The 25,359-nt window shown below is 62.0% G+C and carries 28 protein-coding genes and 1 pseudogene; 13 read left to right on the top strand and 16 right to left on the bottom strand.

Going from position 1 to position 25,359, the window contains the following annotated elements; all coding sequences use genetic code 11:
- Positions 1-15 precede the first annotated feature (15 nt).
- Complete coding sequence (locus tag AACY31_RS05770) at positions 16-1,023, bottom strand: LacI family DNA-binding transcriptional regulator (protein ID WP_339482646.1); 1,008 nt, start codon at positions 1,021-1,023, stop codon at positions 16-18.
- A gap of 166 nt (positions 1,024-1,189) precedes the next feature.
- Here AACY31_RS05770 and AACY31_RS05775 point away from each other — a divergent pair, with 166 nt between their 5' ends.
- The 3 genes from AACY31_RS05775 to AACY31_RS05785 all read left to right on the top strand — a co-directional run bounded on the left by AACY31_RS05775 (position 1,190) and on the right by AACY31_RS05785 (position 4,873).
- Positions 1,190-2,365 (top strand): Gfo/Idh/MocA family protein, encoded by a 1,176-nt coding sequence (locus AACY31_RS05775; protein WP_339504091.1) that lies wholly within the window; start codon positions 1,190-1,192, stop codon positions 2,363-2,365.
- Positions 2,362-3,441 (top strand): sugar phosphate isomerase/epimerase family protein, encoded by a 1,080-nt coding sequence (locus tag AACY31_RS05780; RefSeq protein WP_339482643.1) that lies wholly within the window; start codon positions 2,362-2,364, stop codon positions 3,439-3,441. Before AACY31_RS05775 ends, AACY31_RS05780 begins: the two co-directional genes overlap by 4 nt.
- Before the next feature lie 199 nt (positions 3,442-3,640).
- The gene (locus AACY31_RS05785; RefSeq protein WP_339482642.1) at positions 3,641-4,873 is read left to right on the top strand and encodes a nucleoside permease; all 1,233 of its coding nucleotides are present in this window, start codon (positions 3,641-3,643) and stop codon (positions 4,871-4,873) included.
- Here AACY31_RS05785 and AACY31_RS05790 read toward each other — a convergent pair.
- Positions 4,851-5,201: a polysaccharide lyase family 7 protein gene (locus AACY31_RS05790; protein WP_339482640.1), complete on the bottom strand. Its 351-nt coding sequence runs from the start codon at positions 5,199-5,201 to the stop codon at positions 4,851-4,853. The two genes, AACY31_RS05785 and AACY31_RS05790, sit on opposite strands and share 23 nt — an antisense overlap.
- 248 nt (positions 5,202-5,449) lie before the next feature.
- Between AACY31_RS05790 and AACY31_RS05795 the strand changes: the two genes are divergently transcribed.
- Positions 5,450-5,785 carry a hypothetical protein gene (locus AACY31_RS05795; protein ID WP_339482639.1) on the top strand — a complete coding sequence of 112 codons (336 nt, stop codon included), beginning with the start codon at positions 5,450-5,452 and terminating at the stop codon, positions 5,783-5,785.
- 75 nt (positions 5,786-5,860) lie between these two features.
- Here AACY31_RS05795 and AACY31_RS28860 read toward each other — a convergent pair.
- The 8 genes and pseudogenes from AACY31_RS28860 to AACY31_RS05830 form a co-directional block, all read right to left on the bottom strand.
- Positions 5,861-6,090 (bottom strand): annotated as a pseudogene (locus AACY31_RS28860) (hypothetical protein); the annotation flags it as partial.
- Between the two features lie 39 nt (positions 6,091-6,129).
- Positions 6,130-6,510, bottom strand: a complete 381-nt coding sequence (locus AACY31_RS05800; protein WP_339482638.1) for a RidA family protein — start codon at positions 6,508-6,510, stop codon at positions 6,130-6,132.
- Between the two features lie 74 nt (positions 6,511-6,584).
- Entirely contained in the window at positions 6,585-6,800 is a 216-nt protein-coding gene (locus AACY31_RS05805; protein WP_339482637.1) for a hypothetical protein, read from the bottom strand.
- Positions 6,801-6,905: 105 nt separating this feature from the next.
- A complete protein-coding gene (gene kefC / locus AACY31_RS05810; protein ID WP_339482636.1) occupies positions 6,906-8,732 on the bottom strand; it encodes a glutathione-regulated potassium-efflux system protein KefC in 1,827 nt (608 codons plus the stop codon).
- Between the two features lies 1 nt (position 8,733).
- A complete protein-coding gene (kefF, locus tag AACY31_RS05815) occupies positions 8,734-9,252 on the bottom strand; it encodes a glutathione-regulated potassium-efflux system oxidoreductase KefF (protein ID WP_339492724.1) in 519 nt (172 codons plus the stop codon).
- 193 nt (positions 9,253-9,445) lie between these two features.
- On the bottom strand, positions 9,446-10,786 hold the full coding sequence (locus tag AACY31_RS05820) for an ATP-binding protein (RefSeq protein WP_339482634.1): 1,341 nt from the start codon (positions 10,784-10,786) through the stop codon (positions 9,446-9,448).
- Entirely contained in the window at positions 10,783-11,493 is a 711-nt protein-coding gene (locus AACY31_RS05825; protein WP_339504093.1) for a response regulator, read from the bottom strand. Before AACY31_RS05825 ends, AACY31_RS05820 begins: the two co-directional genes overlap by 4 nt.
- Before the next feature lie 42 nt (positions 11,494-11,535).
- Complete coding sequence (locus AACY31_RS05830; RefSeq protein WP_339492727.1) at positions 11,536-11,907, bottom strand: hypothetical protein; 372 nt, start codon at positions 11,905-11,907, stop codon at positions 11,536-11,538.
- Here AACY31_RS05830 and AACY31_RS05835 point away from each other — a divergent pair.
- Together AACY31_RS05835 and AACY31_RS05840 are read left to right on the top strand one after the other, a co-directional pair.
- The gene (locus tag AACY31_RS05835) at positions 11,897-12,685 is read left to right on the top strand and encodes an MlaA family lipoprotein (protein WP_339482631.1); all 789 of its coding nucleotides are present in this window, start codon (positions 11,897-11,899) and stop codon (positions 12,683-12,685) included. The two genes, AACY31_RS05830 and AACY31_RS05835, sit on opposite strands and share 11 nt — an antisense overlap.
- Complete coding sequence (locus AACY31_RS05840; RefSeq protein WP_339492728.1) at positions 12,678-12,914, top strand: hypothetical protein; 237 nt, start codon at positions 12,678-12,680, stop codon at positions 12,912-12,914. Before AACY31_RS05835 ends, AACY31_RS05840 begins: the two co-directional genes overlap by 8 nt.
- A 6-nt stretch (positions 12,915-12,920) precedes the next feature.
- On the opposite strand, the gene AACY31_RS05845 is transcribed toward AACY31_RS05840, so the two are convergent.
- Entirely contained in the window at positions 12,921-13,874 is a 954-nt protein-coding gene (locus AACY31_RS05845; protein ID WP_339482629.1) for an endonuclease/exonuclease/phosphatase family protein, read from the bottom strand.
- Between the two features lie 162 nt (positions 13,875-14,036).
- On the opposite strand from AACY31_RS05845, the gene AACY31_RS05850 reads away from it, so the two are divergent.
- Positions 14,037-14,516 (top strand): VOC family protein, encoded by a 480-nt coding sequence (locus tag AACY31_RS05850; protein WP_339482627.1) that lies wholly within the window; start codon positions 14,037-14,039, stop codon positions 14,514-14,516.
- Between the two features lie 118 nt (positions 14,517-14,634).
- Here AACY31_RS05850 and AACY31_RS05855 read toward each other — a convergent pair whose 3' ends face one another.
- Complete coding sequence (locus AACY31_RS05855) at positions 14,635-15,036, bottom strand: RidA family protein (protein ID WP_339504095.1); 402 nt, start codon at positions 15,034-15,036, stop codon at positions 14,635-14,637.
- A 132-nt stretch (positions 15,037-15,168) separates the two neighbouring features.
- Between AACY31_RS05855 and AACY31_RS05860 the strand changes: the two genes are divergently transcribed.
- From AACY31_RS05860 to AACY31_RS05870, 3 genes are all read left to right on the top strand, one after another.
- Positions 15,169-16,098 (top strand): LysR family transcriptional regulator, encoded by a 930-nt coding sequence (locus AACY31_RS05860; protein WP_339504097.1) that lies wholly within the window; start codon positions 15,169-15,171, stop codon positions 16,096-16,098.
- Entirely contained in the window at positions 16,095-16,829 is a 735-nt protein-coding gene (locus AACY31_RS05865; protein WP_339482623.1) for a CPBP family intramembrane glutamic endopeptidase, read from the top strand. The genes AACY31_RS05860 and AACY31_RS05865 overlap by 4 nt, the downstream gene beginning before the upstream one ends.
- Before the next feature lie 74 nt (positions 16,830-16,903).
- Entirely contained in the window at positions 16,904-17,296 is a 393-nt protein-coding gene (locus tag AACY31_RS05870; RefSeq protein WP_339492735.1) for a GFA family protein, read from the top strand.
- A gap of 5 nt (positions 17,297-17,301) precedes the next feature.
- Here the strand turns inward: AACY31_RS05870 and AACY31_RS05875 are convergent, their stop codons facing one another.
- From AACY31_RS05875 to AACY31_RS05890, 4 genes are all read right to left on the bottom strand, one after another.
- Positions 17,302-18,750 (bottom strand): aldehyde dehydrogenase family protein, encoded by a 1,449-nt coding sequence (locus tag AACY31_RS05875; RefSeq protein ID WP_339504099.1) that lies wholly within the window; start codon positions 18,748-18,750, stop codon positions 17,302-17,304.
- A gap of 204 nt (positions 18,751-18,954) precedes the next feature.
- Positions 18,955-20,136 (bottom strand): NAD(P)/FAD-dependent oxidoreductase, encoded by a 1,182-nt coding sequence (locus AACY31_RS05880; protein WP_339482620.1) that lies wholly within the window; start codon positions 20,134-20,136, stop codon positions 18,955-18,957.
- Positions 20,133-20,531, bottom strand: coding sequence for a RidA family protein (locus tag AACY31_RS05885; protein ID WP_339492738.1), 399 nt, complete (start codon positions 20,529-20,531; stop codon positions 20,133-20,135). The genes AACY31_RS05880 and AACY31_RS05885 overlap by 4 nt, the downstream gene beginning before the upstream one ends.
- Positions 20,521-21,657: a DSD1 family PLP-dependent enzyme gene (locus AACY31_RS05890; RefSeq protein ID WP_339504102.1), complete on the bottom strand. Its 1,137-nt coding sequence runs from the start codon at positions 21,655-21,657 to the stop codon at positions 20,521-20,523. Before AACY31_RS05890 ends, AACY31_RS05885 begins: the two co-directional genes overlap by 11 nt.
- 95 nt (positions 21,658-21,752) lie before the next feature.
- Between AACY31_RS05890 and AACY31_RS05895 the strand changes: the two genes are divergently transcribed.
- From AACY31_RS05895 to AACY31_RS05905, 3 genes are all read left to right on the top strand, one after another.
- Positions 21,753-22,637 carry a LysR family transcriptional regulator gene (locus AACY31_RS05895; protein WP_339492739.1) on the top strand — a complete coding sequence of 295 codons (885 nt, stop codon included), beginning with the start codon at positions 21,753-21,755 and terminating at the stop codon, positions 22,635-22,637.
- A gap of 716 nt (positions 22,638-23,353) precedes the next feature.
- On the top strand, positions 23,354-24,022 hold the full coding sequence (locus tag AACY31_RS05900; protein ID WP_339482614.1) for a haloacid dehalogenase type II: 669 nt from the start codon (positions 23,354-23,356) through the stop codon (positions 24,020-24,022).
- A gap of 36 nt (positions 24,023-24,058) precedes the next feature.
- Positions 24,059-25,333: an NAD(P)/FAD-dependent oxidoreductase gene (locus tag AACY31_RS05905; RefSeq protein WP_339482612.1), complete on the top strand. Its 1,275-nt coding sequence runs from the start codon at positions 24,059-24,061 to the stop codon at positions 25,331-25,333.
- The last annotated feature ends 26 nt before the right edge of the window (positions 25,334-25,359 follow it).

Genomic DNA, 25,359 nt, shown 5'->3' on the forward strand with positions numbered 1-25,359 from the left:
CCAGCGCCTACTGCGCTAGGGAAAACCAGCCGCTGGCGCCGTACTGCCACGCACCGTCAACTCAAACGGCAACACCACATGCCGTTCGGCAATCGGTTTTTTCTCGATCAGGGCAATCAGCATCTCCACCGCTTGTTGCCCAAACGCTTCGGCAGGTTGCGCAATGGTGGTCAGGGGCGGGTCGCAATAGGCGGCGAACGGGATGTCGTCAAACCCCACCAGGGAAATATCCTCGGGCACCCGCAGGCCCATCTGCTTGATGCGCCTGAGCGCGCCGATGGCCATCTCGTCGTTTTCACAGAACAGCGCGCTGGGGCGGTCGGCCCGTTCGAGCATCGCGCCAGCGCCGTCGTCACCGGCCTTCAAGGTGAAGTCGCCATGGCAGATCAGGCTTGGGTCGACGGCGATCCCGGCCTGGCGCAGGGCATCCTGGTAGCCTGCCACGCGGTCCAGGGTCAGGGGGCTGCTGCGTGGCCCCTTGATGATGCCGATACGGCGATGGCCGAGTTCGATCAGGTGCTCGGTCATGGCCTGGGCGGCGGCGCGGTTGTCGAGGCTGATGGTCGGGTAAGGGGCGTTCTTGACCACTTCGCAGGCGTTGACCAGCGGCAGGCTTTCGGCGCCTGCGGGCATTGATTCGAAAGGATCGCTGGCGCGCAACTGGATCACCCCGTCGGCCTGGTGGGCGTAGACCAGGGCGGCGAATTCCCGCTCGATTTGTGCCCGGCCCTGGGTGTCGCACAGCAGCAAACGATAGCCCGCCGCCTGAGCGGCCTGCTGCGCGCCGCTGATGACCCGGGCGAAAAACGTGTTGGCGATGGTCGGCACCAGAATCACCAGGTTGCCGGTGCGGCGGGAGCGAAATTGCACCGCCATCAGGTTGGGGCGATAGCCGGCCAGTTCCACCGCCGCGTTGACCTTGTCCCGCGTCTCGGGAAGCACCCGCTCGGGCGATTTCAGCGTTCTGGACACCGTGGCCACCGAAACACCGGCCAGCCGGGCCACTTCACGAATGTTGGACAAAATCACCTCAGGGGCAGGGGCTACGGTTGGGGAGCTTACCGCAGGTTGAGCGCCCCACAAATGTTCATGCATGGCCTCATGGGGTTTGACACGCAGGAAAACTGAGCCTAGATTTTCGCCATGATGTAACCGGTTACATCATCATCCTGACAGGAAGAGAATCGCGATGAATCCTGTAGCACCGAAAATAAGAATGGGCTTCGTCGGCGGTGGAGAGGGTGCGTTCATCGGCCAGGCCCATCGTCAGGCCGCGGGTCTGGACGGCGGTTTCGAACTGGTCTGTGGCGCCTTCAGCCGCGACCCGCACAACACTCGGCAGACCGGCGCGGCCCTGGGCCTGGCCGGGTCCCGTTGCTACCACGACTGGCAGCAGATGCTCGACACCGAAGCGCTGCTGCCGCTGGATCAGCGCATGGAGCTGCTGGTGATCGTCACGCCCAATCATCTTCATGCACCCATTGCCAGCCAGGCCTTGAAAGCCGGTTTCCATGTGTTCAGCGAGAAACCCGCCGCGCTGGACCTCAATGAGTTGCTGGCCCTCAGGGAAGTGCTGCAAGGCAGCCGTTGCCTCTACGGCCTGGCCCACACCTACCTGGGTTATCCCATGGTGTGGCAGGCCCGGGACATGGTGCGCTCGGGCGTGATCGGCCAGGTGCGCAAAGTGCTGGTCGAGTACCCCCAAGGCTGGCTCAGCCAGGATGTCGCCGCCCAGGGTAATAAGCAGGCCGAGTGGCGCGATGACCCTGGGCAGTCCGGCCTGGGCGGTTGCATCGGCGACATTGGCACCCACGCGTTTTCCTTGGCCGAGTTCGTCGCGGACCAGCCTATCCAACAGCTATGCGCCACCTTGGGTACGCACATCCCGGGCCGGCAATTGGATGACGACGCCGCGATGCTGTTCAAGATGGCGGGCGGTGCCAGCGGCGCGTTGATCGCAAGCCAGGTCTGCACCGGCGAAGAGAACCCGCTGAAGATTCGCGTCTACGGCGACAGAGGCGCCTTGGAGTGGCGCCAGGAAGAGCCGGCGAGCCTGATCCATCGGGCCTTTGACCAACCCCTGCGGATCCTGCGCAGTGGTGTCGGCCAGCCGTGGCTGTGCGCGGCGGCCACGCGGCGCATGCGCCTGCCGGCCGGGCATCCCGAAGGCTACCTGGAAGCCATGGCCAACCTCTACGGCGATTTCGCCCAGGCCATTCGCAACCACGTCGAAGGCCCTGACGCCCCCGGCGTGCCCGGCATCGAGACTGGTTTACGTGGCATGGCATTCATTGAGGCCGCCATCCTCAACCACCGTGGCGACGCGAAGTGGACCACCGTGCAAACCGGAGCATCCCTGCTGTGAATACCCTCGACACGCCACCGAGCGGCCTGCGCGGCCCAGGCATTTTCCTGGCGCAGTTCATGTCCGCCGAAGCACCGTTCGACACCCTGGCCAACATCGCCCAGTGGGCGGCTTCGCAAGGCTACAAAGCCATTCAAGTGCCGACGTCGGGCACGCAATACATCGACCTGGCTCGGGCCGCCGAGAGCCAGGATTATTGCGATGAGCTCAAGGCCACCTGTGCCCAGGCCGGTGTCGAGATCAGCGAGTTATCGACGCACCTGCAAGGCCAGTTGGTGGCGGTGCACCCGGCATTCGACACGCTGTTCGACGACTTCGCCCCGGCCCATTTGCGCGGCCAGCCCCAGGCGCGGACCGAGTGGGCGATCGAGCAACTCAAGCTGGCCGCCCGCGCCAGTCAACGGTTGGGCCTCAAGGCCCATGCGACGTTTTCCGGCGCGTTGCTGTGGCCGTACCTCTACCCATGGCCGCAGCGCCCGACGGGCCTGGTGGAGCAAGGTTTCGCCGAACTGGCCCGGCGCTGGTTGCCGATTCTCGACTGCTTCGACGCGGCGGGTGTGGACCTTTGCTACGAAATCCACCCCGGCGAAGACCTCCACGACGGCGCCTCGTTCGAGCGCTTCCTGGAGGCCGTCGATCACCACCCACGGGCGGCGATCCTCTACGATCCCAGCCACCTGCTGCTGCAACAGATGGACTACTTGGGTTTCATCGACCGCTACCATGCGCGCATTCGCATGTTCCACGTCAAGGACGCCGAATTCCGTCCCGATGCCCGCTCCGGGGTGTACGGTGGCTACCAGGGCTGGGTCGATCGCCCCGGGCGGTTCCGTTCGTTGGGCGATGGCCAGATCGATTTCAAATCGATCTTCAGCAAGCTGACCCAATACGATTTCAACGGTTGGGCGGTTTTGGAATGGGAGTGCTGCCTGAAGGATTCGCAGCAGGGCGCCGCAGAAGGGGCGGCGTTCATCCAGCGACACATGATCAGCAAGACCGGCAAGGCGTTCGACGATTTTGCTGGTGTCACCACGGATGAAGATTCCAACCGGCGGTTGTTGGGCCTGTTGAGGTAGCCGGCCCAACCCAAAAACCTGTGGCGAGGAAACCCATTGTGGGAGCAAGGCTTGCCCGCGATGAACGAAAACGCGGTTCCAACTGTTGGAGCGCGGCGCGGCCATCGCGGGCAAGCCTTGCTCCCACAGTTGAGGTCCCTTTGTAACAAATGCGGTGCAGCTTTTTCTTCACAAGAACAACAATAAAACGGTGACTGTCATGACCCCGATGAACGCACGCCTCAGCGTGATGATGTTCCTGCAGTTCTTTATCTGGGGTGGCTGGTTCGTCACCCTGGGGACGTTTCTCTCCAGCACGCTGGGCGCCGACGGCGGGCAGATCGGCATGGCGTTTTCCACTCAGTCATGGGGGGCGATCATTGCGCCGTTTGTCATCGGCCTGATCGCCGATCGCTACTTCAATGCCGAACGGATCCTGGCGGTGTTGCACCTGCTGGGCGCGGTGTTGCTGTATCAGCTGTATTCGGCGGCGGACTTCAGCGTGTTCCATCCGTACGTGCTGGCGTACATGGTGGTCTACATGCCGACGTTGGCCCTGGTCAATTCCGTGGCGTTCCGGCAAATGCGCGACCCGGCGCTGGAGTTCTCGCGCATTCGTGTGTGGGGCACCATTGGCTGGATTGTCGCGGGCGTGGTGATCAGTTTCGTGTTCGCCTGGGATTCGCGTGAGGCGATCTCGGCAGGCGGTTTGCGCAATACGTTCCTGATGGCGGCCGTTGCTTCCCTGGTATTGGGGCTCTACAGCTTCACGCTACCGGTCACGGCGCCGCTCAAAGAGCAGGCCAGCGGTGGCGGCATCAAGCAGCTGTTGGGCTTGGATGCATTGGGTCTGTTGAAGGACCGCAGCTACCTGGTGTTCTTCATCGCCTCGATCCTGATCTGCATTCCCCTGGCCTTTTATTATCAGAATGCCAACCCGTTCCTGGCCGAAACCGGCATGACCAACCCGACGGCAAAGATGGCCATCGGGCAGGTATCGGAAGTGTTGTTCATGCTGCTGTTGCCGCTGTTTATCCAACGCTTCGGCATCAAGCTGGCGCTGCTGGTGGGCATGTTGGCGTGGGCGTTGCGCTACCTGTTGTTCGCCTACGGCAATAACGGCGACCTGGCGTTCATGCTGTTCACCGGCATTGCCCTGCACGGTATCTGTTACGACTTCTTTTTTGTCTCGGGGCAGATCTACACCGATGCCAAGGCGCCGAAGCATTTGCGCAGTTCGGCCCAGGGCCTGATTACCCTGGCGACCTACGGTGTGGGCATGCTGATCGGCTTCTGGGTGGCGGGGCAGGTGACCGATCACTTTGTCCTGGAGGGCGGCCACGATTGGAAAAGCATCTGGCTGTTCCCGGCCGGTTTCGCGTTGGTGGTGTTCGCCTGTTTCCTGTTTTCCTTCAGCGGTCGGCAGGTGGTTAGCGCGCCATCAAAGGCCTGAAGCACAAGAGAGGCTGGGCGTCAGTCATTGATGGCTGACGTCCAGCTTGGTGTCCGCCTTCGTTGGAATCGCCGACGTTGTCCAGGGTGTTGACGCCGCTGTTGTAACGCCAGTTGCGCCACTTGCCGTCTTTCGAGGTTTCCCGCAGCTCGGAGCGTGGGTACTCGCGTTTGCCGGTATGAGAACCGGTCACCGGCACCCAGAACACGATCTTGTCACCGGTGTTGGTGAAGTACTGGTTGCGCAGCGTTGGAACGGCCTTGGTTGCAACGGTCAAGGCGGGTGTCTGTATAGGAAGCGTGATGTTCCAGACGGTCAGGTCGATCATGGTTACAAGCTCTGGCAGGCTGGCGCTCGGACGCACTCAGCCGGGGGCGCGCGCGAGCCGTCCATGGCGCTGTTTTCAGCTTATCGACAGGGAATTGTTCCGCTGGAGAGACATCTGACGGATGGCTCTGGGGTGGGCCTGACAGGCGTTTTGCGGATTGCGCGGGGATCATGTCAATTTGCTGATGATCGGTTAGAGTACGCGCCGCCCGAGAGACGGATCTCGGGCATTTTCTTATGGAGTATTCAATGAACTACATCAGCAAAGTTGTCGCCTGCGCAGTGTTCGGCCTGGCCCTGGCGGGTTGCACCGGCACCCCGATGAAAACCCAGCAATACGACAGCAGCCAATACACCGTTGTCGGCCACAGTGAAGCCAAGGCCACCGGCCTGCTGTTGTTCGGCGTGATCCCGATTCGTCAGAACAACCGTTTCGTGCGTGCCCAGGACGCGGCGATCAAGGCCAAGGGCGGCGACGCCATGATCAACACCCAAGTCCAGGAAAACTGGTTCTGGGCCTGGGTCCTGACCGGCTACACCACCTCGGTATCCGGTGATGTGGTCAAGCTGAAGAACGTTCAGTAAAAACCCAGCTCGCCCCTGCTTGATGGGGACATGGTAGGGGCTGCCGAGCGAAGCGAGGCTGCGATCTTTGCGAGTTCAATCGAGTCTCAAGCGAAAGATCAAATCAAAAGATTGCCGCCTTCGGTAGCGCCTACAGGACGCATTCGATCTACGTCCTCCCGCCACCCAGTGACTTAACGGCGCCACATATGCTGCAACGTCACCCGCCCACCGGAACCGCCAGCACCACCAATGACCCCGCCGGAACTGTTGGCCGCAGCCATCAACACCGGGCTCAGGCCCACCGGCTCGGACGTGATCCGCTGAGGCTGGGATAAACACAGGCCTGTTTGGGGTGGGCCCGTTCAGCCCTTCGCCGCCATCGCCGTCACTTCCACCCGCATCCCCTCGACCGCCAGCGCCGCCACGCCCACGGCGGCGCGAACCGGCCAGGGTGTGGCGAAGAAGCGTTTGTAGACTTCGTTGAAGGCGGCGCGGTCAGCCATGTCGGTCAGGTAGATGGTCAGGTGCAGGACCCGGTCCATGGAGCTGCCGGCGCCCTCCAGGGCGATCTTGAGTGCTTGCAGTGTGCATTCGCTCTGCAGGGTGATGTCACCCAGTTCCAGGCTGCCGTCGGCATGGGTGGGGATTTGCGTGGAAACCAGCAAGCCACCGAAACCGGCGACGTCGGAGGAAATGGAGTCCGCATCCGGATCTGGAATAAACGTAATGTCTGGGTTGCTCATGCAAAGCCTCATGCTGGAAAAGAAAAAGGACCGCCGCAGTTTACCGTCCATTGCTGCGGCGTTCCTGCATTCCTTTATCCGTGCGCTCCCAGCCCGTTGTTTTGCACCCGCGCCTGGATGTAGGCCTCAAGCGTCGTGGTGCCATGCAGGGCAGCGTCGGCCCTTGCCTGCCAGCATCGGGTCGACGAGCGCGCGATGCGGGCGTTAAGGATCTGCTGGATGTTCATGAGGCGTTCCTGTTTCCCGGCTGCATGCCCGCCGGCCTGTTCGCCTTCGCCGATCTGCTGCATGCCGCCAAGCGCAGAAGAGGGCGGGCACTGTTCGAGGCCCGCTATATCGCGTTGCAGGCTGGGCCGACCGCGTACCGGCGCAAATTTGGGCGTGGATGACGCCGCTCAACCGGCCGTCTTTTCCGTTTCGTTGCGATGGTGTTCCTGCCAGTTCTCGACGGGGCGGGCACGGTCTTCGTTGAACATGTCCGTGAGCAGCGCATTGGCACGGCGGTAGGCATCGTGGCGGAACTTGAGGTCATCTTCCGGCTGGGCGACGATTTCCTCCAGCATCTTGAGATTCAGCCGGCGGAACTGGTCTGCTCGCTCGCGCGCTTGGTAAGCCCCCACGCCCATGTGCTCCAGCGCACTGCGACCCAATGACAGCGCACTCTCGAAGGTTTCCCGCTCAGCCGCCTCCACGCCCATCTGCCGAAGGGTGATGAGGTGCCCCATGTCCCGCGCGCGCACGATCAACTGCAATGCGGGGAAGTGCTCTTGGGCCAGCCGGGTCAGTGCCAGGTTGTCTTCCCGATCGTCGATCGCATTGATCAGCACCACCGCTTGGGCCGCGCCGGCTGCGTGCAGCAGATCGAGGCGCGTGGCATCGCCATAAAAGACTTTCACGCCGAACTTGCGCAGCGTCTCGATGTTGTCAGGGTCGTGATCCAATACCACCACCTCGACGCCGCAAGACATCAACAGACGTCCGGCGATCTGCCCGAAACGCCCGAACCCGGCGATGATCACCCGTGGATTCTGCTGGTCGACCAGGTCGGATTCGCGTTTGTTTTTCTTGGCGACGGACTCGAACCGATCCAGCAACACGATCAGCAAGGGCGTCAGGCACATGGACAGGGCGACTGCGAGGGTCAGGCTCTTGCCCCATGGGTCGGTCAAGATGCCGGCCACCGTCGCCGCGCCAAACACCACGAAGGCGAATTCGCTGCCCTGGCCCAGCAACACCGCTTGCCAGGAACGTTGGCTGGCGGGGACGTTGAGAAACCGGCCCGCCACCTTGATCACCAGCAGCTTGATCAGGATAAAACCCAGGGTCAGGGTGATGACTTTCAGCGGTGCGTTGATCAGCGTGCCGAAATCGATCGACATGCCGACACCGATGAAGAACAGGCCCAACAGCAGGCCTTTGAACGGTTCAATGTCGCTTTCCAGCGCATGGCGGTATTCGGAGCTGGCCAGCAGCACCCCGGCGAGGAACGCGCCCATGGCCATCGACAAACCGGCTTCTTCCAGCACAAAGCCGAAGCCGAACACCAAGAAAAGCGCCACGGCACTGAAAATCTCCCGCAAGCCTGAGCGTGCCGCGAAGCGCAGCAGCGGTCGCGTCACGTAGCGCCCCAACAGCACGACGATGGCGATGGCGGCGACAATTTTGCCAGTCGATAGCAACAACGCCGTGCCCGAAGGTGTGTCGCCGTGGGCCGACAACAAGGGAATCATCGCCACCAGCGGAATGGCGGCGATGTCCTGGAACAGCAGCACCGCAAAACTGCTGCGGCCGACGGCGGTGGCGGTCAGGTTGCGTTCGCTCATGGCCTGCATGGCGATGGCCGTGGAGGACAGGCTCAGGGTCAGGCCGACCAGCAGCGCTGCCGTCCAGTTCAGGCCAAGGGCGGTGCAGAACAATGCAATGGCGGCACCACAGGCGAGCATCTGCAAGGCGCCGCCACCAAACACCATTTTGCGCAGGGCCCAGAGCCGCTTGGGGTCGAGCTCGAGACCGATAATGAACAGCATCAGCACCACGCCGATTTCAGCGAACTCCAGAATGGCCTTTACATCGGTAATCAGCTTCAGCCCCCACGGGCCGATGATGCACCCAGCCAGCAGATAGCCCAGCACCGGGCCTAGGCCAAACCGAACGGCAATCGGTACGATCAGTGTCGCCGAGGCCAGGTAGATCAGCATTTCAATCAGGCTGTGCGTCTCCATCTCAATCTTCCTTCCAGGCGGCCAGGCGAGCGCCATAGTGTTCGATGTGTGCGTGTTGGGCGTCAGGGTCGGCGGCGTAGGCGCCATGCACGACCACCGGCTCGAGCCAGCGCATGCCGCAGTAAATGGCCGTGGCGTGGAGAGGTTGGGCCAGCGCCGAAAAATCGGGGTAGTCGCCGATCGCAAAATGCGCGTGATCGCCACCGGTGGTGACGGCCCACAGCAAGCGCTTGCCTTTGAGGGCGGCGTCTTTACCGTAGGCCCAGCCGTGGGTGAACACCTTATCGATCCACAGTTTCAGCAGGGGCGGGGTGCTGTACCAGTACATCGGGTGCTGGAGAACGACAAGCTCTGCTTGTTCCACCGCCCGCTGTTCCGCCTCGACGTCGATATCGAAGTTGGGGTAAAGCTCATAGAGCGAACGTACGACCACGTCCGGGTTGTTCGACACTCGCTTGAGCATCTGCTGGTTGACCTGCGACTGGTCGGGGTAGGGGTGCGCGTAAATGATAAGAATCATCGGTGAATTCCTTGGTTTGGCTCCGTCGATTCTTGTCTGTCGAGCAAGCTTGCTCCCGCTAGGGGGCGCTGTAGGAGCTGCCGAGCGATATAAACAAGAGCGCCTTGCGCAGGACAGGGTCGAGGCCGGAAAAGCCGGACATCCTACCGAGGAAGGCACTGATTGTTTAGCGCGGATCGATACATCGGTCACTTCAGTCAAGCGGTAGCGAGACCTTGGCCTCCAACCCGCCACTGTGTCGATTCCTCAGGGTCAGCGTGCCGCCATGCTCCAGCACCGTCGCCCGGGCCGCAGACAGGCCCAGCCCGACACCGCCGGTGTGTTTGTTGCGCGAGCCTTCGATGCGAAAGAACGGCGTGAAGACCTGCTCAAGGTATTGCGCGGCGATGCCCGGTCCGCGATCCAGAATGCGAATGTCCACACGATTGGCGTTGGCTTCAAGGCGAACAGTTGGCGCGCCGCCATATTTGATCGCGTTGTCGATCAGGTTGACCAAGGCACGTTTGATACCGATGGGACGACCGACATAAACCAAGTGCTGGGTACCTTCGAGCGCGACCTCGGTGCCGGCGTCCTTGAGGTCATCGACGATGGTGTGCAGCAGCTCGGCCAGGTCGAACGCTGTGGCATGTTCCAGCCGGGCATCGTCGCGGAAGAACTCCAGGGCGGAGTTGACCATCGCCTGCATTTCGTCCACGTCCCTGAACAAGCGCGACTGCTGCTCGGCATCCTCGATGAACTCCCCGCGCAGGCGCATGCGGGTCAACGGCGCGCGCAAGTCATGGGAGATGGCGGCGAGCATCTGCGTGCGATCCTGCAAAAAGTGCTTGAGCTGGGCCTGCATGGCATTGAAGGCGAGGATCGCCTGGCGGATTTCATGGGGGCCGATGACCGGAATCGGTGGCGCCTGGTGGTCGACGCCAAAGCGCCGGGCGCCTTCGGCAAAACGCTCCAGCGGGGCGGCCAGGTGCCGGGTGGCGATCAGTGCGACGATAATCGTCGACACTAGGATCAGCGCCAGCATGATCAGGCTGCGCTCCCATTCCTCCAGTCCCCAACTGCGCGCAGGCAGGGAAAACACGACCCACGAGTGGTCGGTCAACTCGATCATCGCGGCGTAGCGTGCGCCGGGCTGGCCGGCGTGCCAATCGCTTGGCTCATAGCCCTCGATCCTCGCATCGGGCCGGCCCAACTGTTGGCGCAACCGCAGTGCGCCATCGTTGTATTCGGGGTCGTCGATCACCGGCAGCTTGGCATCTTCATGGTGTTGGAGCCATTGCGTGTTGAAGGTCTGGTCACTGGCCGTCCTGGCAATGGTGGGCCGCTGTTCGGGTGCTGCCGAGTCGATGATGCGTGTGATGGCGGCTACCTTTTCAATCAGGCCGATTTCCATCAGGGGCGGGCGGGCCCAGGCATCAGCCAGTTGGCTGAACAGCGCGTTCAGGGCCAGCAACGTGAGCATGGCGATCAGGGTGGTCAGGGCGATCCAGCGCGCCACCGTGTCCCGTGGGTGATGGGTGCCCGGGCGCTTCATCGCTTCACCACGTGGGGGCTGAAGAGGTAGCCGCTGTTGCGCACGGTGCGGATCATCGATGCGCCGGTGACGTCGGTCTCCAACTTGCGCCGCAGGCGGCTGACCTGGACATCGATGCTGCGGTCGAACGCCTCGAAGGTTTCGCCGCGTGCCAGGTCCAGCAACTGCTGGCGGGTCAGCACCCGGCGCGGGTGTTCGGCAAACACCAGTAGCAGTTCGAACTCTCCGGCCGACAGCGGGATCATGACCTTGTCTGGTGAGCGCAGTTCGCGCCGGGTGACGTCCAGTTGCCAGTTTTCGAACTCCAGGATCGGTCGCGATGAGTCGCTCAATGTGCCTCGGGCTTCGCCAGTGCGCCGCAGCACGGCACGCACCCGGGCCAACAGCTCGCGGGCGTCGAAGGGCTTGGTCAGGTAATCGTCCGCGCCCAGCTCCAGGCCGACGACGCGGTCACTCAATTCGCCCATGGCGGTGAGCATGATGATGCCGACGGTGTGCTCGGCCCGCAGTCGTTGGCAGAGCACCAGGCCGTTGTCGCCCGGCAGCATGACGTCGAGGATGATGAGGTCCGGCACCCGACGCTCCACCGCCTGCCACAAGGCGTTGCCATCGGCGGCCACGTCCACGCTGTAGCCATGTTGTTCGAGGAACTTGCGCAAGAGGGCGAGGACTTCGAGGTCATCGTCCACCAGTAATAAATGGCTCACGGTGGGCACGCAGGGTAATGAATACAGGAGGCGATACTAGGGTCAATCCAGGGGCTGCGTCATATATTTCAATCCGGCAATAAAGTTGCCAGCGGGCAATGTTCTGGAAATCTGCGGGCAAAAAAACGGCGGCAGGATGGCCTTGATGTCGGTCAGTTCAACCACACGCCAACGCTGCTTCTGTGGCAAAGGGATGTGCTGGGCTCTGTAGGCGCTGGCGAAGCCTGCGATCTTTTGATCTTTCGCTCCAGACTCAATTGGCAGTGGAAAGATCGCAGCCTCGCTTCGCTCGTCAGCGCCTACAGACCCAGCGCGAGCTTGCTCCCTCGCCCCAGGAATTGGGTGTTTGGCTTGTGATCGGCATAGGCAGCAAGCCTCCCATTCCTCGCCGAGATAACCCTGTATGCCGATCACCAAGCCCGCTCCGCTGTTCGTTCGCTCCACCGTCGTGGTTGTATTGGCGGCACTCGCCAGCGGTTGCTCCAGCACACCGGCAGCAACGCCGGGGGCGTGTGAAAGCGCGACCTATACCGTTCATGATCCCGCAGAGCCCGTCAACCGCGGCATCTTCGCCTTCAACCGAACCGTGGATGACTACGCGCTGGCCCCCGTTGCCCGTGGTTACCTCAAACTGCCGGAGATGTTCCAGGCCGGCGTCCACAACTTCGTGGCGAACTTCGGCGAGCCCAAGGTGTTCATCAACGACCTGCTGCAAGGCAATGCACAACGCTCGGTCAACACACTGGGGCGTTTCGTCATCAACACCACGGCAGGCATCGTCGGGCTGATCGACGTGTCGGGCAAGCTGGGCATCGAGCGTCACGAGGCCGATTTCGGCCAGACCTTCGGCGTCTGGAATGTTGCCCCCGGCCCCATCGTGGAACTGCCGCTACTGGGCAGCGCCAACCTACGGGACGCGACGGGCAAAGTGCTGAGTTTTGCCGTCGATCCGTTCGGCGACAACAGCAGCACCGTCGACACCCTGGGTACGATCAACACCGTCGGCGGCGTTGTCGATGGCCGTGCCGAGGCATTGCCACTGACAGACGAGTTGCGGGCCCAAGCGGATTACTACGCGGCGCTACGCGATGCAACGGCGCAGCGGCGTGCCGATTTTGTCGCGCAAGGTAAGTCGGGGGCGGTAGTGCAGGAAGACCCGCAATGCCAGGATGGAGCCGCTGCTGATGAATAACCAGACGCTGGTCTTGCAACGGCGAATAAAACAGCTCGGCCAGGATGAGTTGCATTGCCGTGAACTTGAACTGCGGTTGACCGAGGACGGCCGTCATGCGCTGCTCAGTCGCTATATCGAGTTGTACTGCCACGAGAAGGCCAGCGAGTGTTCGGTGCGGCATTACCGGGTGCCGCTGGCGAGCATGATTCGCTGGATGGTCGATAACGCAGAGCAGGGGAGTGCCTAGCCGGATTCAGTAGTGCAGGTCGTAGAGCACCGGGTAATGATCGCTGCGCAACACCTGTCCCCGAAAAATACGCAGCACTTCATCGTGCCCCTGCACTTTGAGTCCATCGGCATTGCGAATCAGCTGGCGATCATGCACCAAGGACTTCTTGATTTGCACCGCGGCTTCGCAGTATCCACGCGCCACGACGCCTTCATGGACGTAGGCGTAGTCCAACTGTGAGGGGATGGCGAAATTACCGTAGCCCAGGTCACTGCCTAGCAGGCTCGAGACGTATTGGTCGATAGGTGTATAGGAGCGACTCACCTCGTCCAGCTTCTTGTATTCCTTTCTGGCCTGGGTTTCGGTGGAACGGATGGTGACGTGCGTGAAGCCGCTGCCTTCGGGGAACACCGCGTTCATCCTGGTTGCGCCACGGTAAGCGGAGATTGTCTTGGGGGCCGAGCTATAGGGGGTGTTGAGGTCGCCGCCGAAAAATACCAGGCGTTGAAAGTCGCCTTCATGGATAGAACCGAGTTCCTGCATGTCCCCCAGTATCTGCGGCCAGGCGTTTCTTGAGGCATTGGCATGGCAGAAGGCGAATGTGTTGCCTACATCGTCGGTCAGTAGCAACGTGGCGCGCCTGGCTTCCGGGCCCAGCGGCCAACTGTAGCGTTCCCTGAACTCGTTGACCCTGTCGGTGCGCACAAACACCATGGAACCCAGCGTGGTGCTTTTGCGCGCGCCACCGTCCTGGTCGAGGGATGACTTGAGGATGTATTGCTGGCTCAAGTCATTGACCAGTCGATCGTTGGGATTGCCGGTGCTGCCCACTTCAAACAGGGCGACGATGTCCGGGTTGTCCTGTTGCAGGACCTGTTTGAGCGTGGCCAGTTTTTCCTGGTAGGCATCGCTCATCTTGCCGCCTGCTTGGTTGTTCAGGTGCTGGGTATTCCAGATCAGGATTTTGCACTTGGCCACGGCGTCCGCTCCATGAATGCTGCGCCGCAGCAGTATAGATCAAGGTAGTGCGGTGGCGGGCAAGGCCCTGGAAAAGCGCTTCGGCTCGACCGGTTGGCAGGTTTTTCCAGTTTTGGGGCTGGCTGCTAGACTTTATCGTCCAGTCCTTTTTGGAGAACCGGCATGAACAATAAAAACAGGATATGCCTCTGGTACGACGGCACCGCCCAGGAAGCGGCAGAATTCTACGCAAAAACCTTTCCCGACAGTGCGGTGAACGCCATCCATCATGCCCCGGGTGATTATCCTTCCGGCAAGCAGGGCGATGTGATCACCGTGGAGTTCACGGTGATCGGCATCCCTTGCGTCGGCCTCAACGGCGGGCCGGTGTTCAAGCACAACGAGGCTTTTTCATTTCAGATTGCAACCGATGATCAGGCCGAAACGGACCGCTTGTGGAACGCGATCATCGACAACGACGGCCAGGCGAGCGCCTGCGGCTGGTGCAAGGACAAGTGGGGATTGTCGTGGCAGATCAGCCCTCGTGTGTTGCTTGAAGCGATCGCCAGTCCCGACAAAGCCGCCGCCAAGCGTGCCTTCGAGGCCATGATGACGATGACCAAGATCGACATCGCCGCGATTGAAGCAGCGGTGAAAGGCTAGCCGGTTAATCGCTCCCACATTGGTTGGTGGTGACTTCGAATTCTCGATCTGCACAGTCTCTGTGGGAGCGAGCTTGCTCGCGATGGCGCCGGCACAGCCAACATTGATGCAAGCTGACCTATAAGGTGGTTTCAGGCAACCGGGCAATCACCTTGATCTCGAACTGAAACCCATACAGCCATGTCACGCCCACCGCCGTCAGCGTCGGATGCGGTGCGTTGCCCCAGAACTCGGGCACGACGCTCCAGACCCGCTCGAAGATCGATTCGGGATCGACCAGGAACACCGTTACGTCCACCACATCATCAAAGCTGCAATCGGCCGCGGCGAGTATGGCCTTCAGGTTGTTGAACGCCAGCCGAACCTGAGCCTCCAGGTCCGGCTCCGGCGAACCTGCTTCAGTGCTGCCAACCTGTCCCGAGACGAACAGAAAACCGTTGGAACGAATCGCCGGCGAATAACGATTACGCTCATAAAGTGCCTGGCGTCCGGGCGGGAAAACCACATCGCGCTGTGTCATCAATACCTCCATCAAAGAGTGGGTTCCAAACGATGAACTCACTCTAGGGGCTTGTGTCCGGGCGATAAACGAGCAACCTTGGCGATCACTGTTTGTAAAATCCAAACAATCGGATCGATACCCGAGGCACAAATGGATCGTTTTGATGCGATGCAAGCGTTCGTTCGAGTCGTGGAGGCGGGCAGCTTCACCAAGGCGGCGCAAACCCTGCACATGAGCAAGACCACCGTGACCCAACTGGTGCAGCAGCTCGAGGCACGGTTGCGGGTCAAGTTGCTCAACCGCACCACGCGCAAGGTCAACGTCACCGCCGACGGCGCGGTTTATTACGAGCGGGTGATCCGGCTGCTGGCCGACATGGACGATGCCGAGACCAGCGTGTCCGGCGCCCAAGCGTTACCTCGCGGGCGCCTGCGGGTGGACGTGCCGAGTCCGCTGGCCGCGATGATCCTGATACCGGCCTTGCCGGCGTTCTACGCGCGATACCCAGACATCCAGATCGACATGGGCGTCAGCGATCGCATCGTCGACATGCTCGATGAAAACGTCGATTGCGTGGTGCGCGGCGGTGAGTTGAGGGATCAGTCGCTGATCGCCCGACGCGTCGGTGACCTGGCCCTTGGCGTCTTTGCCGCGCCGAGTTACCTGGCACGGTTTGGCCTGCCCGCGCATCCGCGAGAACTGGAAGATTCGCATCACCGCACCGTGGGTTTCCTGTGGGCACGCACCGGTAAATCCTTGCCCTACGCCATGCGCCGTGACGGTGAGCTGCTTCACGTCAAAGGACGCTACGCACTGGCCATTGACGACGGCAACGCCTACCTCGCGGCAGGTTTGGCAGGGTTGGGCGTGCTCTGGCTGCCCAGGTACATGTCCAGGCCTCATGAAGCGAAGGGCGCGTTGGTGCCGCTGTTCGAAGACTGGCACCTCGAGCCGATGCCGCTGTATGTGGCCTATCCCCCGAACCGGCACATCAGCGCCAAGTTGCGGGTGTTCATCGATTGGGTCGTGGAACTGATGGCACAGCATGCGCCGGTTGACGCCAAGGGAAGAGCGCAATGATCGCCGAAGGACTCGTTGTACTGCTGGACTACACCCTGTATCTGCTGCCGGGCCTGGCGCTCTTCGGCCTCTGGTTCGCGTTGACGCCCAAGACCCAGACAGCGTTGCGTATCGTGATTGTGCTATTGGCATTCGTGTTGATGCGCGACGCCATGACGCCCTTGCACATGTGGTCCTTGAACGGCGATCTGCAGATTGGTTTTCTGGCCAACCCGTTCGTGCTGGTGATGTTGGGTGTTTCGTCGCTGTTGTTGGTCGCGTTGAGCGCGCGCCAGTTGCCAGACTTGTGGCAACTGGTGGTGCTATTCAAAGGCAATCGACTGGCTGGCCTGGTCCTGGGCATCGCCGTGGGCTGCCTGATCGGTTTGCCGTTGCGGCTTTATCAAGGGGCTGAAACGGTGATTCCAGGTTATTGGCCCTGGCTACTCGGCATGGCGGTGCTGGCCTATGGCGCTAACGCGCTGGAAGAAGTGCTGTTTCGTGGCTTCTTGCAGGGTTACCTCGAACTGCATGTCAGCGCCCTGCGAGCAGCACTGATCAGTGCCGTGGCGTTTTCTGCGTTGCATGCTTTTCTCGCCTTGAGCGTTACCCAACTCGGTTGGCCCGTGTTGCTGTTTACGCTGATAGAGGGCCTGGCCTGCGGGCTCATTTGTATGCGTTACGGCGTCGTGGCATCGACCGCTACCCATGGGACGGCGATATTGCTGATTGCGGTGCCGATGGTGGGTTGAATGAGTTAAACCAGAAACAGGTAGAAGCGGTCGAAGGTTGTATCTCGACCGCTCAACGACAGAGGAGCCCCACCATGGACCGATTCACCGGCGGTTGCCTGTGCGGCAACGTTCGTATCCAAGCCTCAGGCCGTCCGTATCGCGTAGGCCTCTGCCACTGCCTCGACTGTCGCAAGCATCACGGCGCGCTCTTCTACGCTGCGGCCGTGTTTCCCCAGGATGCCGTGACGATTGAAGGTGAAACCCGGGACTACGCCGGACGCTTTTTCTGCCCTCGCTGTGGCTCGTCGGTGTTCGCCCGTACCGGCGATGAAATCGAAGTGAACCTCGGCACGCTGGACGCCCCCGATCAACTGATGCCCACCTACGAAAGCTGGACCGTGCGCCGTGAGGCCTGGCTGCCGGCGTTTCCGTTCACTCGACATTACGCGCACGATCGCGAGGGCACCGGGCGGACCGAGGAGTAGGGCGGTCATTCAAACCCGACAATCACCTTGATCTCCAGATACTCCTCAAACCCGTGAACCCCATACTCACGGCCATTGCCTGAGCGCTTGTAGCCACCGAAGGGTGCCATCGGGTTCCACGCCGGGTAGTTCAACAGCACTTGCCCTGCGCGGATACGCGACGCGACGGCGCGCGCAAGATCAAGGTCCTGCCCCTGGACATGCGCGCCCAGCCCATAGACGGTGTCGTTGGCGATGGCGACGGCTTCATCCACCGTGTCATAGGCAATGATGCACAGCACCGGGCCGAAGATTTCTTCCTGGGCGATGCGCATGGCGCTGTCGACCTGCGAGAAAACCGTCGGGCGGGTGTAGAAGCCTTGTTCGAGACCCGCCGGGCGTCCTGGGCCACCGCAGACAAGCTTGGCACCCTCATGCAAGCCGACTTCGATCATGGCCTGCACGCGATTGAACTGGGCTTCGTTGGCGATGGGGCCGAGTACGGTTGCTTCCAATTGCGGATCGCCCACGATGATCGCGTTGGCGGTGGCGGCAGCCAATGCCTCGACTTCCGCCAGGCGGTTCCTTGGCACGATCATTCGGGTCGGTGCGCTGCACGATTGGCCGACGTTGCGAAATGCCGACATCACGCCCGGCGGCACGGCCTTGGCGAAGTCGGCGTCGGGCAACAGCACGTTCGGCGACTTGCCGCCCAACTCTTGCGTCACGCGCTTGACCGTCGGGGCGGCGGCCTGGGCCACCAGTGCGCCGGCGCGGTTCGAGCCGGTGATGGAGATCAGGTCGATGTCGGGATGCGCCGCCATGGCCGCGCCGACCTCGGCACCGCTGCCGTTCACCAGGTTGAAGACGCCGGCAGGCAGGCCAGCGTCATGCACCAATTGTGCGAAGAGAAGGGCGCTCAGGGGCGACAGTTCGCTGGGTTTCAACACCACCGTGCAACCGGCGGCAATCGCCGGGGCGACTTTGGCGGTGATTTGATACAGCGGCCAGTTCCACGGCGTGATGAGGCCGCAGACGCCAATGGGTTCGCGCTGAATGGCCGTGCCATGCTCGATCTTCTGGAAGCTGTAAGTGGACAGCACATCGCGGGCCACCCGAACGTGTTCGGCGGCCAGCGGCACTTGCATGGCCCGTGCGAAGCCGATGGCCGCGCCCATTTCCAGCGAGAGCGCCTGGGCCAGTTCTTCTTTGCGTTCAAGGATCAGTGCATGGATCTTTCCCAGGATCGCCACGCGGGTATCCACCGGAGTCGAAGACCAGCCAGGAAATGCTGCGCGAGCCGCCGCGACGGCGCGGTCAACGTCTTCGCCGGACCCTCGGGCGACCTCGGCAATGACTTGCTCGGTAGCGGGGTTGATCACCGCCAGCGTGGCCGGGTATGCCGCAGACTGCCAGTCACCATTGATATAGAACTGCTGGGACGTGGGCGGGGTGTTCAAAAAGGGGGTGGTCATCCAACGGGCTCCCATAGAGCGGTGATAGCGTTGCCGGCAACAGATCCTGAGGCCGTTTTCTTCTCGATAAACTAACAAAGCGGCCCGGATGGGATATGCCGTTCTCAAGCCTGGCAAAGAACAATCTGCTGTATCTGCCGGGTTAACTTGGCGAAAAAAGTGGCAGCATCCGTCCGGGGCAAAAAGGGCGCCCAGTCGCTTGCGTCAAATGAGCCTGCCGGTGCCAGGCGTGCTCATCTGAGGCATGGTCAGGGCGGTCGGTTCGGTAAACCTGCGAATATCAAAAGGGCTGATCAGGGTGCGGGTGCTGCCGGTACTGATCAGCTCGGCCATGACGTCGCCGACGCCCGGGCCGAGCTGGAAGCCATGCCCGCAGAACCCAAAGGCATAGAACAATCCCTTGACCTTGCCGCTTGGGCCCATGATCGGCAGCGAGTCTGGCGTATAGCTTTCGATGCCGCTCCACACCCGGATGATGTTGAGGTTCGCCACCCCGGGCAGCAGGCGGCTCATCTGCTGCATCTGGTTGAGCAGGCTTTCGGGCTTGAAATAGGCGCGGCGGTTGATCATGTCCGGTTTGCAGCGGTTGCCGCCGCCGATGATGAGGTTGCCTCGGGGGATTTGCCGGAAATAAATCACCTCTTCCTTTATCTTGGTGAACACGCCGATTACGGTCGGCAAGGCATAGGGCACCGGCTCGGTGACCGACATCTGCGGGCCATTGGCTTCCAACGGCACCGCTTCGTCGAATTGCTCGGACAGCTTCGCCCCCCACGCGCCCGCCGTGATCAGCAGTTGCTCTGCAATGAATAGCTGGCCGTCGGTGGTGGTCACGTGGAATTGGTCATTCACCTTTTGCACGTCGGCGACTTCCGTACGCTCGCGGATGCTGGCCCCGGCCCGTGTCGCCGCGCGGGCAAATGCCGGGGCTGCCAGGCGCGGGTTGGCGTGGCCGTCGTGAGGGGCGTACGAGCCGCCCTTGACCTGCGCGCCGAGGAACGGGAAACGTGCGTGCAACGCCTTGCCGGTGATGATCTGCAAGTCCAGCTCACGGGCTTCGGGGGCGGCGGCGTAGGCTTCAAGCTCGGCGATTTCGTCCTCGCGATAACAGACGCGCATATGGCCGCTGGGGATGAACTCCAGGTCATCGCCGATCAACTCGGGGAGCCGTTTCCACAATCCGTACGAGCGATTGGACAGTTCCAGTTGGCCGAGGAATCGCCCTTGGCGGCGCACGTTGCCGAAATTCACCCCACTGGCGTATTGGCCGATCAGGTCGCGTTCCAGCAGGGTCACCGAGTGCCCACGCTGGCGCAGGAAAAACGCCGACGCCGACCCCATGATGCCGCCGCCGATAATCAGGACGTCGCTTTTTTGTGCCTTCATGATGTTCTCTCACTTCCTGCCAGCGCTTCGATTTCGATCAGGTACCCATGGTGCAGCGCCGGGACGGGCACCACCGCGCGCGCAGGCCGGTGTGGGCCCACGTAGCGGGCGTAGATCCGGTCGAAAGCCGGCCAGTGTTCGATGCCGGTGACATAGACCGTCACTTTCAACAGGTCGCTGGGGCTGCGGCCTGCCGCGCCGAGAATCGCCATCAGGTTGTCCAGGGCGATGGCGGCTTGCACTTCGAACGGTTGGTCGAGGCTGTGGCTGCCATCGGCGCGTACCGGCAGTTGCCCGGACACGTACAAGACGCCCTGGTGCAACACCGCCTGGGCGTAATGTCCGCCCGCAGCGGCTGCCTGGGTCGTGTGAATCAACTCGATTTCACCAGCCATGCAGACGGCTCCAGGTGTGCACCGCGCCCGAGGCATCGCAGGCGCGGTAATCAGGGAATTGCGCACCGGTGGCGCAGGCGTGGTTGGGCAGGATGCGCAGGCGACCGCCGATGGGAAAACGCTCGGTGATATCGACGGCACCGGGACTGGAAAGGGTGACGATGCCGTGCTCCTGGTTGGCGCCGGTGAGCAGGGCGCCCTCGATCCAGTCGCCGGCTTCGCTGCACACTTGCCCATAGCCGAAATCCCGCTGCTGGCGCTGCGTACCCCGATCACGACTCATGGCCATCCAGCCGGCATCGGTGATGATCCAGCCTTTGTCCGGCTGATGGCCGATCACGGTGGTCAGTACGCTCAGGGCCAGCTCATCCGCCTGGCAAACACCAATGTTGTGCATCACCAGGTCAAAGAACACATAGACGCCGGCGCGCACTTCAGTGACGCCTTCCAGGCTTTGTGCCGAAAGTGCCGTGGGGGTGGAGCCGATGCTGACCTCGGGGCAGGCCAGCCCGGCTGCTCGGATGCGTTGGGCGGCGCTGACGCAGAGGTGGCGTTCTTGTTCGGCCAAGACTTGCAGCGCTTGGGGTGTGTCGAGTTCGTAGCTGGACCCGGCGTGGGTCATGACGCCGCAAAGCTGCATGTCGCCTTCGCTGAGTTGCCGGGCGATATCGACAAGTGCATCGTCTTCAACGCGTACGCCGGACCGATGGCCATCGCAATCGATTTCGATCCAGACTTCGAAGCGTTCGTCGTGCTGCCTGCCGAAATCGACGATGGCCTGCGTCGCCGCCAGGCTGTCGGTCAAGAGGCTCAAGCGGCAGCCCTTGCGCCGCAGCGTCAGGGCCTGGGCCAGTTTGCCGGGCGCCATGGACACGGCATAAAAGATGTCGTGGATGCCGGCGGCGAAGCAATGCTCGGCTTCCTTGAGGGTCGACACGGTGATGGCGCTGGCGCCTGCTGCAAGCTGCGCCTGAACCACCGGCAGGCATTTGCTGGTCTTGATGTGCGGGCGCAAACGCACGCCCAAGGCGTCCATGCGGTGTTGCATGCGCTGGATATTGCGCTGCATTCGCGGCACATCGATGAGCGCAACCGGGGTATCGAGGGAGGCAATTGAGACTGGCATGAACGAGGCTCGTGGGTGAAAGACAGGCTCGACTCTACTCAGTCATCGTAAAGTCGTGGTTCAATGCGCTGTCATCAATCATTAAGTTGAACTGAATGATCAGCCTCGAAGACCTGCGCATGGCCGTGACGCTGGCACGCTGCGAATCGTTGAGCGCCGCGGCACGGGCCCTTAATGTCTCGCCACCGGCGCTGTCCATGCGCCTGCGCAAACTGGAGACGCGCCTGGGCCTGACCTTGGCCAATCGCGACGCCCGGCGGCTGAGCCTGACCGCTGACGGCGAGCGTTTCTCGCGCCAGAGTGCGCTGTTGCTGGAACAGCTGGAGGCGCTGCCCGAATCGTTCAAGCAGCAAGACGATCAACTGGCCGGCACCCTCAGGCTGGCGGCACCGTTCGGCTATGGACGCCAACGCCTCGCGCCGCTGCTGGCCCGTTTTGCCAGGTTGCATCCGCAGCTGTGCCTGCATCTGGATCTCCGGGAAACGCCCTGGCCTGACCGTCATGACAGCGATGCGGTGATACACATCGGTCACCTGAGCGACAGCCAGTGGGTCGCCCGGCCCCTCACGCAAAATGACCGATGGCTGTGCGCGAGCCCCGCTTACCTGGCACAGAACGGCACACCGCTCGCGCCGGAGCAACTCGCCGAGCATCGCTGCATCTGTATTCGTGAAAACGATGAAGATGTCACCCTGTGGCACCTGCGCAATGCACACGGGCGCAAGACCCTGCGAATCAAGCCTGCCTTGTTGAGCAACGATGGCAGCGTGGCCCGACGCTGGGCCGAACAGGGCCTGGGGCTGGTGCTGCGTTCGCAATGGGACGTCAGCAAAGCCATCGCCGACGGCCGCCTGGTACGGGTGCTCGCCGATTGGCAATTCGACAGCGCCCCCATCAACCTGCTGGTGCCCTCGCGCAAACTGCGCAGCGTGCGGGTGCAGGCGTTGGTGAGCTTCCTGGAGGCCGAACTGAAGGTCTGAATAGGGCACTGTTCCTACTGAACCACCGCCATCGCGAGCAGGCTCGCTCCCACAGTGGATCGGCGGCGTTCCTTGAACCTGTGTCCACCACCATCCCTCCTGTGGGAGCGAGCCTGCTCGCGAAGACGCCAGCCCATTCACCACACTTGCAAGCAGACCCACCGCTTTCGCGAGCAAGCTCCCACAATGGATCGGCGGCGTTCCTTGAACCTGTGTCCAGCACTAACCCCCTGTGGGAGCGAGCCTGCTCGCGATGACGCCAGCCCATTCACCACACCTGCAAGCAGACCCACCGCTTTCGCGAGCAGGCTCCCACAATGGATCGGCGGCGTTCCTTGAACCTGTGTCCAGCACTAACCCCCTGTGGGAGCGAGCCTGCTCGCGATGACGCCAGCCCATTCACCAGGGATGCTGAAGCTGTTGCGCCAAGCGTAGATTCTGCCGAAAACAACGCTTTGCAGAGTCGTTTGGCGCACCATAACTGCCCGCAAACCCAAAGAAACACGGCACGACGCCCACGCCTGGAGCATCCCGCAAAGTCTGCTGAGCGAGCCCCGCAAAACGGTGGTTTGTACCAAGCGGCCGGTATTTTTAACGATTTATCCACGGTCTCATGGTGTTGTAATGAAAACGTGATGCAGCGTTGCACCGATGCCTCACGAAAGGCGCCATCGTTCGCCTCGTCGAGCCTTCAACAACAATCCAGGACCGCACTCATGAGCTTTCTTCGACCCAAGTACATCACCTTCGACTGCTACGGCACGTTGACCAATTTCCAGATGGGCACCATGACCCGCGAGCTGTTCGCCGACCGTGTCGATGCCGGGCAGATGGACCAGTTCGTCAAGGATTTCTCCGCTTATCGCCTGGACCAGGTGATGGGGGACTGGCGGCCCTATGATGAAATCATCAAGACCTCCCTGATGCGGGTCTGCAAGCGTTGGGGCGTTGAATATCGTGGCGAAGGCCAGCTCTATTACAACGCCGTGCCAACCTGGGGCCCCCACGCCGACGTACCGGCGGGCCTGTCGAAAATCGCCGACAAGATCCCCCTGGTGATTTTTTCCAACGCGATGGACGAGCAGATCATGTCCAACGTCGACAAGCTCGGCGCACCGTTCCATAAAGTCTTCACGGCCCAGCAGGCCCAGGCCTACAAGCCGCGCCTGGCCGCGTTCGAATTCATGCTCGATAACCTTGGCTGCGGACCGGAAGACGTCCTGCATGTGTCGTCGAGCTTCCGTTACGACCTGATGTCGGCCCACGACATGAAGATCAAGCACAAAGCCTTCGTCGCCCGCGGTCATGAACATCCGGCCAACGCTGCCTTTGGTTACCACCAGATCTCGGACATCGGCGGGTTGCCCGCGCTGGTCGGGCTCTGAGTCTCGACGCACGCTTGAAGGCGAAAGGGGTTAGACATGGGCAGTGAGTCCTATTGGCTCGACACCGCACCGGCGTTCACCGGTGCTCAGCTCGGCGGGTTGCCCGGGCAGGTGGATGTCGCCATCGTCGGTGGCGGCTTCACCGGTTTGGCGGCGGCGCGGGCCCTGGCCTTGAAGGGGGCCAGCGTGGCGGTGCTGGAAGCGGGCAGGGTGATTGGCGAGGCGTCAGGGCGCAACGGCGGGCATTGCAGTACCGGCGTGGCCCAGGATTACGCGGCACTCACCGCCAGCCTCGGCGCCGACAAGGCTCGGGCGTATTACCAAGCCTATGAAAGCGCCGTGCAGAGCGTCGTGACGCTGGTGGAGCAAGAGCAGATCGCTTGCGACCTCAAGCGCAACGGCAAGCTCAAGCTGGCCGCCAAGCCGATGCACTACGAAGGGTTGGCGCGCACCTGTGAATTGATCCGCAAGCAAGTCGATGCCGAGGTCGAGCTGCTGTCGGCCCAGGAGACGCGGGCGGAAGTCAATTCGGCGCAGTTTCACGGTGGCCTGTTGCAGCGCAATGGCGTGCAGATGCATGTCGGGCGTTTCGGCGTCGGCCTGGCCGAAGCGGCCGCCCGTCACGGTGCGTTGATCTTCCAGGGCGTGGCGGTGCAGGACTGGAAGGCCAGTGCCGGCGGCTATCGAGTCAACACCAGCAAAGGGGCGCTGCAAGCCTCGCAGATCCTGCTGGCGACCGGTACCTGTCAGCAGGGTGGCCTGGGCTGGTATCGGCGGCGGATTGTCCCGGTGGGCAGTTTCGTGGTCGCCACCGAGGTCTTGCCCCAGGCGCTGATCGACAGCTTGCTGCCGGCTCGGCGCTCCTATGTCACCAGCCGCATGATCGGTAACTACTTTCGCCTGACCCCGGACAACCGTTTGCTGTTTGGCGGCCGCGCGCGGTTTGCCATGTCCGACAGCGTGTCCGATGCCAAGAGCGGCAAGGTGTTGCAAGCCGCCATGGTGCAGATGTTCCCGCAGTTGGCGAACACCCGGATCGACTATTGCTGGGGCGGCCTGGTGGACATGACCTCCGATCGCCTGCCCCGGGCCGGCCAGCATGGCGGGGTTTATCACTCCATGGGCTACAGCGGCCACGGCGTGCAGATGTCGGTGCACATGGGGCAGGTCATGGCCGAGGTCATGGCCGGCAAGGTCGAGGCCAACCCTTGGCGCGAACTGGACTGGCCGGCCATCCCCGGGCACTTCGGCAAACCTTGGTTTTTGCCGCTGGTCGGCGCGTATTACCGCTTGCAGGACTACCTGCACTGAGTTTCACCGGGTTGTTTGGCGTTTCA

This window comes from Pseudomonas sp. RL_105y_Pfl2_101, from assembly GCF_963970585.1.
Taxonomy (GTDB): domain Bacteria; phylum Pseudomonadota; class Gammaproteobacteria; order Pseudomonadales; family Pseudomonadaceae; genus Aquipseudomonas.

Bases quoted from the DNA above. Each gene is read 5' to 3' on its own strand.
- AACY31_RS05775 (WP_339504091.1), top strand. From the start codon at position 1,190: ATGAATCCTGTAGCACCGAAAATAAGAATGGGCTTCGTCGGCGGTGGA.
- AACY31_RS05880 (WP_339482620.1), bottom strand. From the start codon at position 20,136: ATGAAGGCACAAAAAAGCGACGTCCTGATTATCGGCGGCGGCATCATG.
- AACY31_RS05870 (WP_339492735.1), top strand. From the start codon at position 16,904: ATGGACCGATTCACCGGCGGTTGCCTGTGCGGCAACGTTCGTATCCAA.
- AACY31_RS05855 (WP_339504095.1), bottom strand. From the start codon at position 15,036: ATGACACAGCGCGATGTGGTTTTCCCGCCCGGACGCCAGGCACTTTAT.
- AACY31_RS05860 (WP_339504097.1), top strand. From the start codon at position 15,169: ATGGATCGTTTTGATGCGATGCAAGCGTTCGTTCGAGTCGTGGAGGCG.
- kefF (WP_339492724.1), bottom strand. From the start codon at position 9,252: ATGATTCTTATCATTTACGCGCACCCCTACCCCGACCAGTCGCAGGTC.
- AACY31_RS05785 (WP_339482642.1), top strand. From the start codon at position 3,641: ATGACCCCGATGAACGCACGCCTCAGCGTGATGATGTTCCTGCAGTTC.
- AACY31_RS05795 (WP_339482639.1), top strand. From the start codon at position 5,450: ATGAACTACATCAGCAAAGTTGTCGCCTGCGCAGTGTTCGGCCTGGCC.
- AACY31_RS05805 (WP_339482637.1), bottom strand. From the start codon at position 6,800: ATGCAGCAGATCGGCGAAGGCGAACAGGCCGGCGGGCATGCAGCCGGG.
- AACY31_RS05875 (WP_339504099.1), bottom strand. From the start codon at position 18,750: ATGACCACCCCCTTTTTGAACACCCCGCCCACGTCCCAGCAGTTCTAT.
- AACY31_RS05890 (WP_339504102.1), bottom strand. From the start codon at position 21,657: ATGCCAGTCTCAATTGCCTCCCTCGATACCCCGGTTGCGCTCATCGAT.
- AACY31_RS05790 (WP_339482640.1), bottom strand. From the start codon at position 5,201: ATGATCGACCTGACCGTCTGGAACATCACGCTTCCTATACAGACACCC.
- AACY31_RS05900 (WP_339482614.1), top strand. From the start codon at position 23,354: ATGAGCTTTCTTCGACCCAAGTACATCACCTTCGACTGCTACGGCACG.
- AACY31_RS05850 (WP_339482627.1), top strand. From the start codon at position 14,037: ATGAACAATAAAAACAGGATATGCCTCTGGTACGACGGCACCGCCCAG.
- AACY31_RS05865 (WP_339482623.1), top strand. From the start codon at position 16,095: ATGATCGCCGAAGGACTCGTTGTACTGCTGGACTACACCCTGTATCTG.
- AACY31_RS05835 (WP_339482631.1), top strand. From the start codon at position 11,897: ATGCCGATCACCAAGCCCGCTCCGCTGTTCGTTCGCTCCACCGTCGTG.
- kefC (WP_339482636.1), bottom strand. From the start codon at position 8,732: ATGGAGACGCACAGCCTGATTGAAATGCTGATCTACCTGGCCTCGGCG.
- AACY31_RS05895 (WP_339492739.1), top strand. From the start codon at position 21,753: ATGATCAGCCTCGAAGACCTGCGCATGGCCGTGACGCTGGCACGCTGC.
- AACY31_RS05820 (WP_339482634.1), bottom strand. From the start codon at position 10,786: ATGAAGCGCCCGGGCACCCATCACCCACGGGACACGGTGGCGCGCTGG.
- AACY31_RS05905 (WP_339482612.1), top strand. From the start codon at position 24,059: ATGGGCAGTGAGTCCTATTGGCTCGACACCGCACCGGCGTTCACCGGT.
- AACY31_RS05885 (WP_339492738.1), bottom strand. From the start codon at position 20,531: ATGGCTGGTGAAATCGAGTTGATTCACACGACCCAGGCAGCCGCTGCG.
- AACY31_RS05840 (WP_339492728.1), top strand. From the start codon at position 12,678: ATGAATAACCAGACGCTGGTCTTGCAACGGCGAATAAAACAGCTCGGC.
- AACY31_RS05800 (WP_339482638.1), bottom strand. From the start codon at position 6,510: ATGAGCAACCCAGACATTACGTTTATTCCAGATCCGGATGCGGACTCC.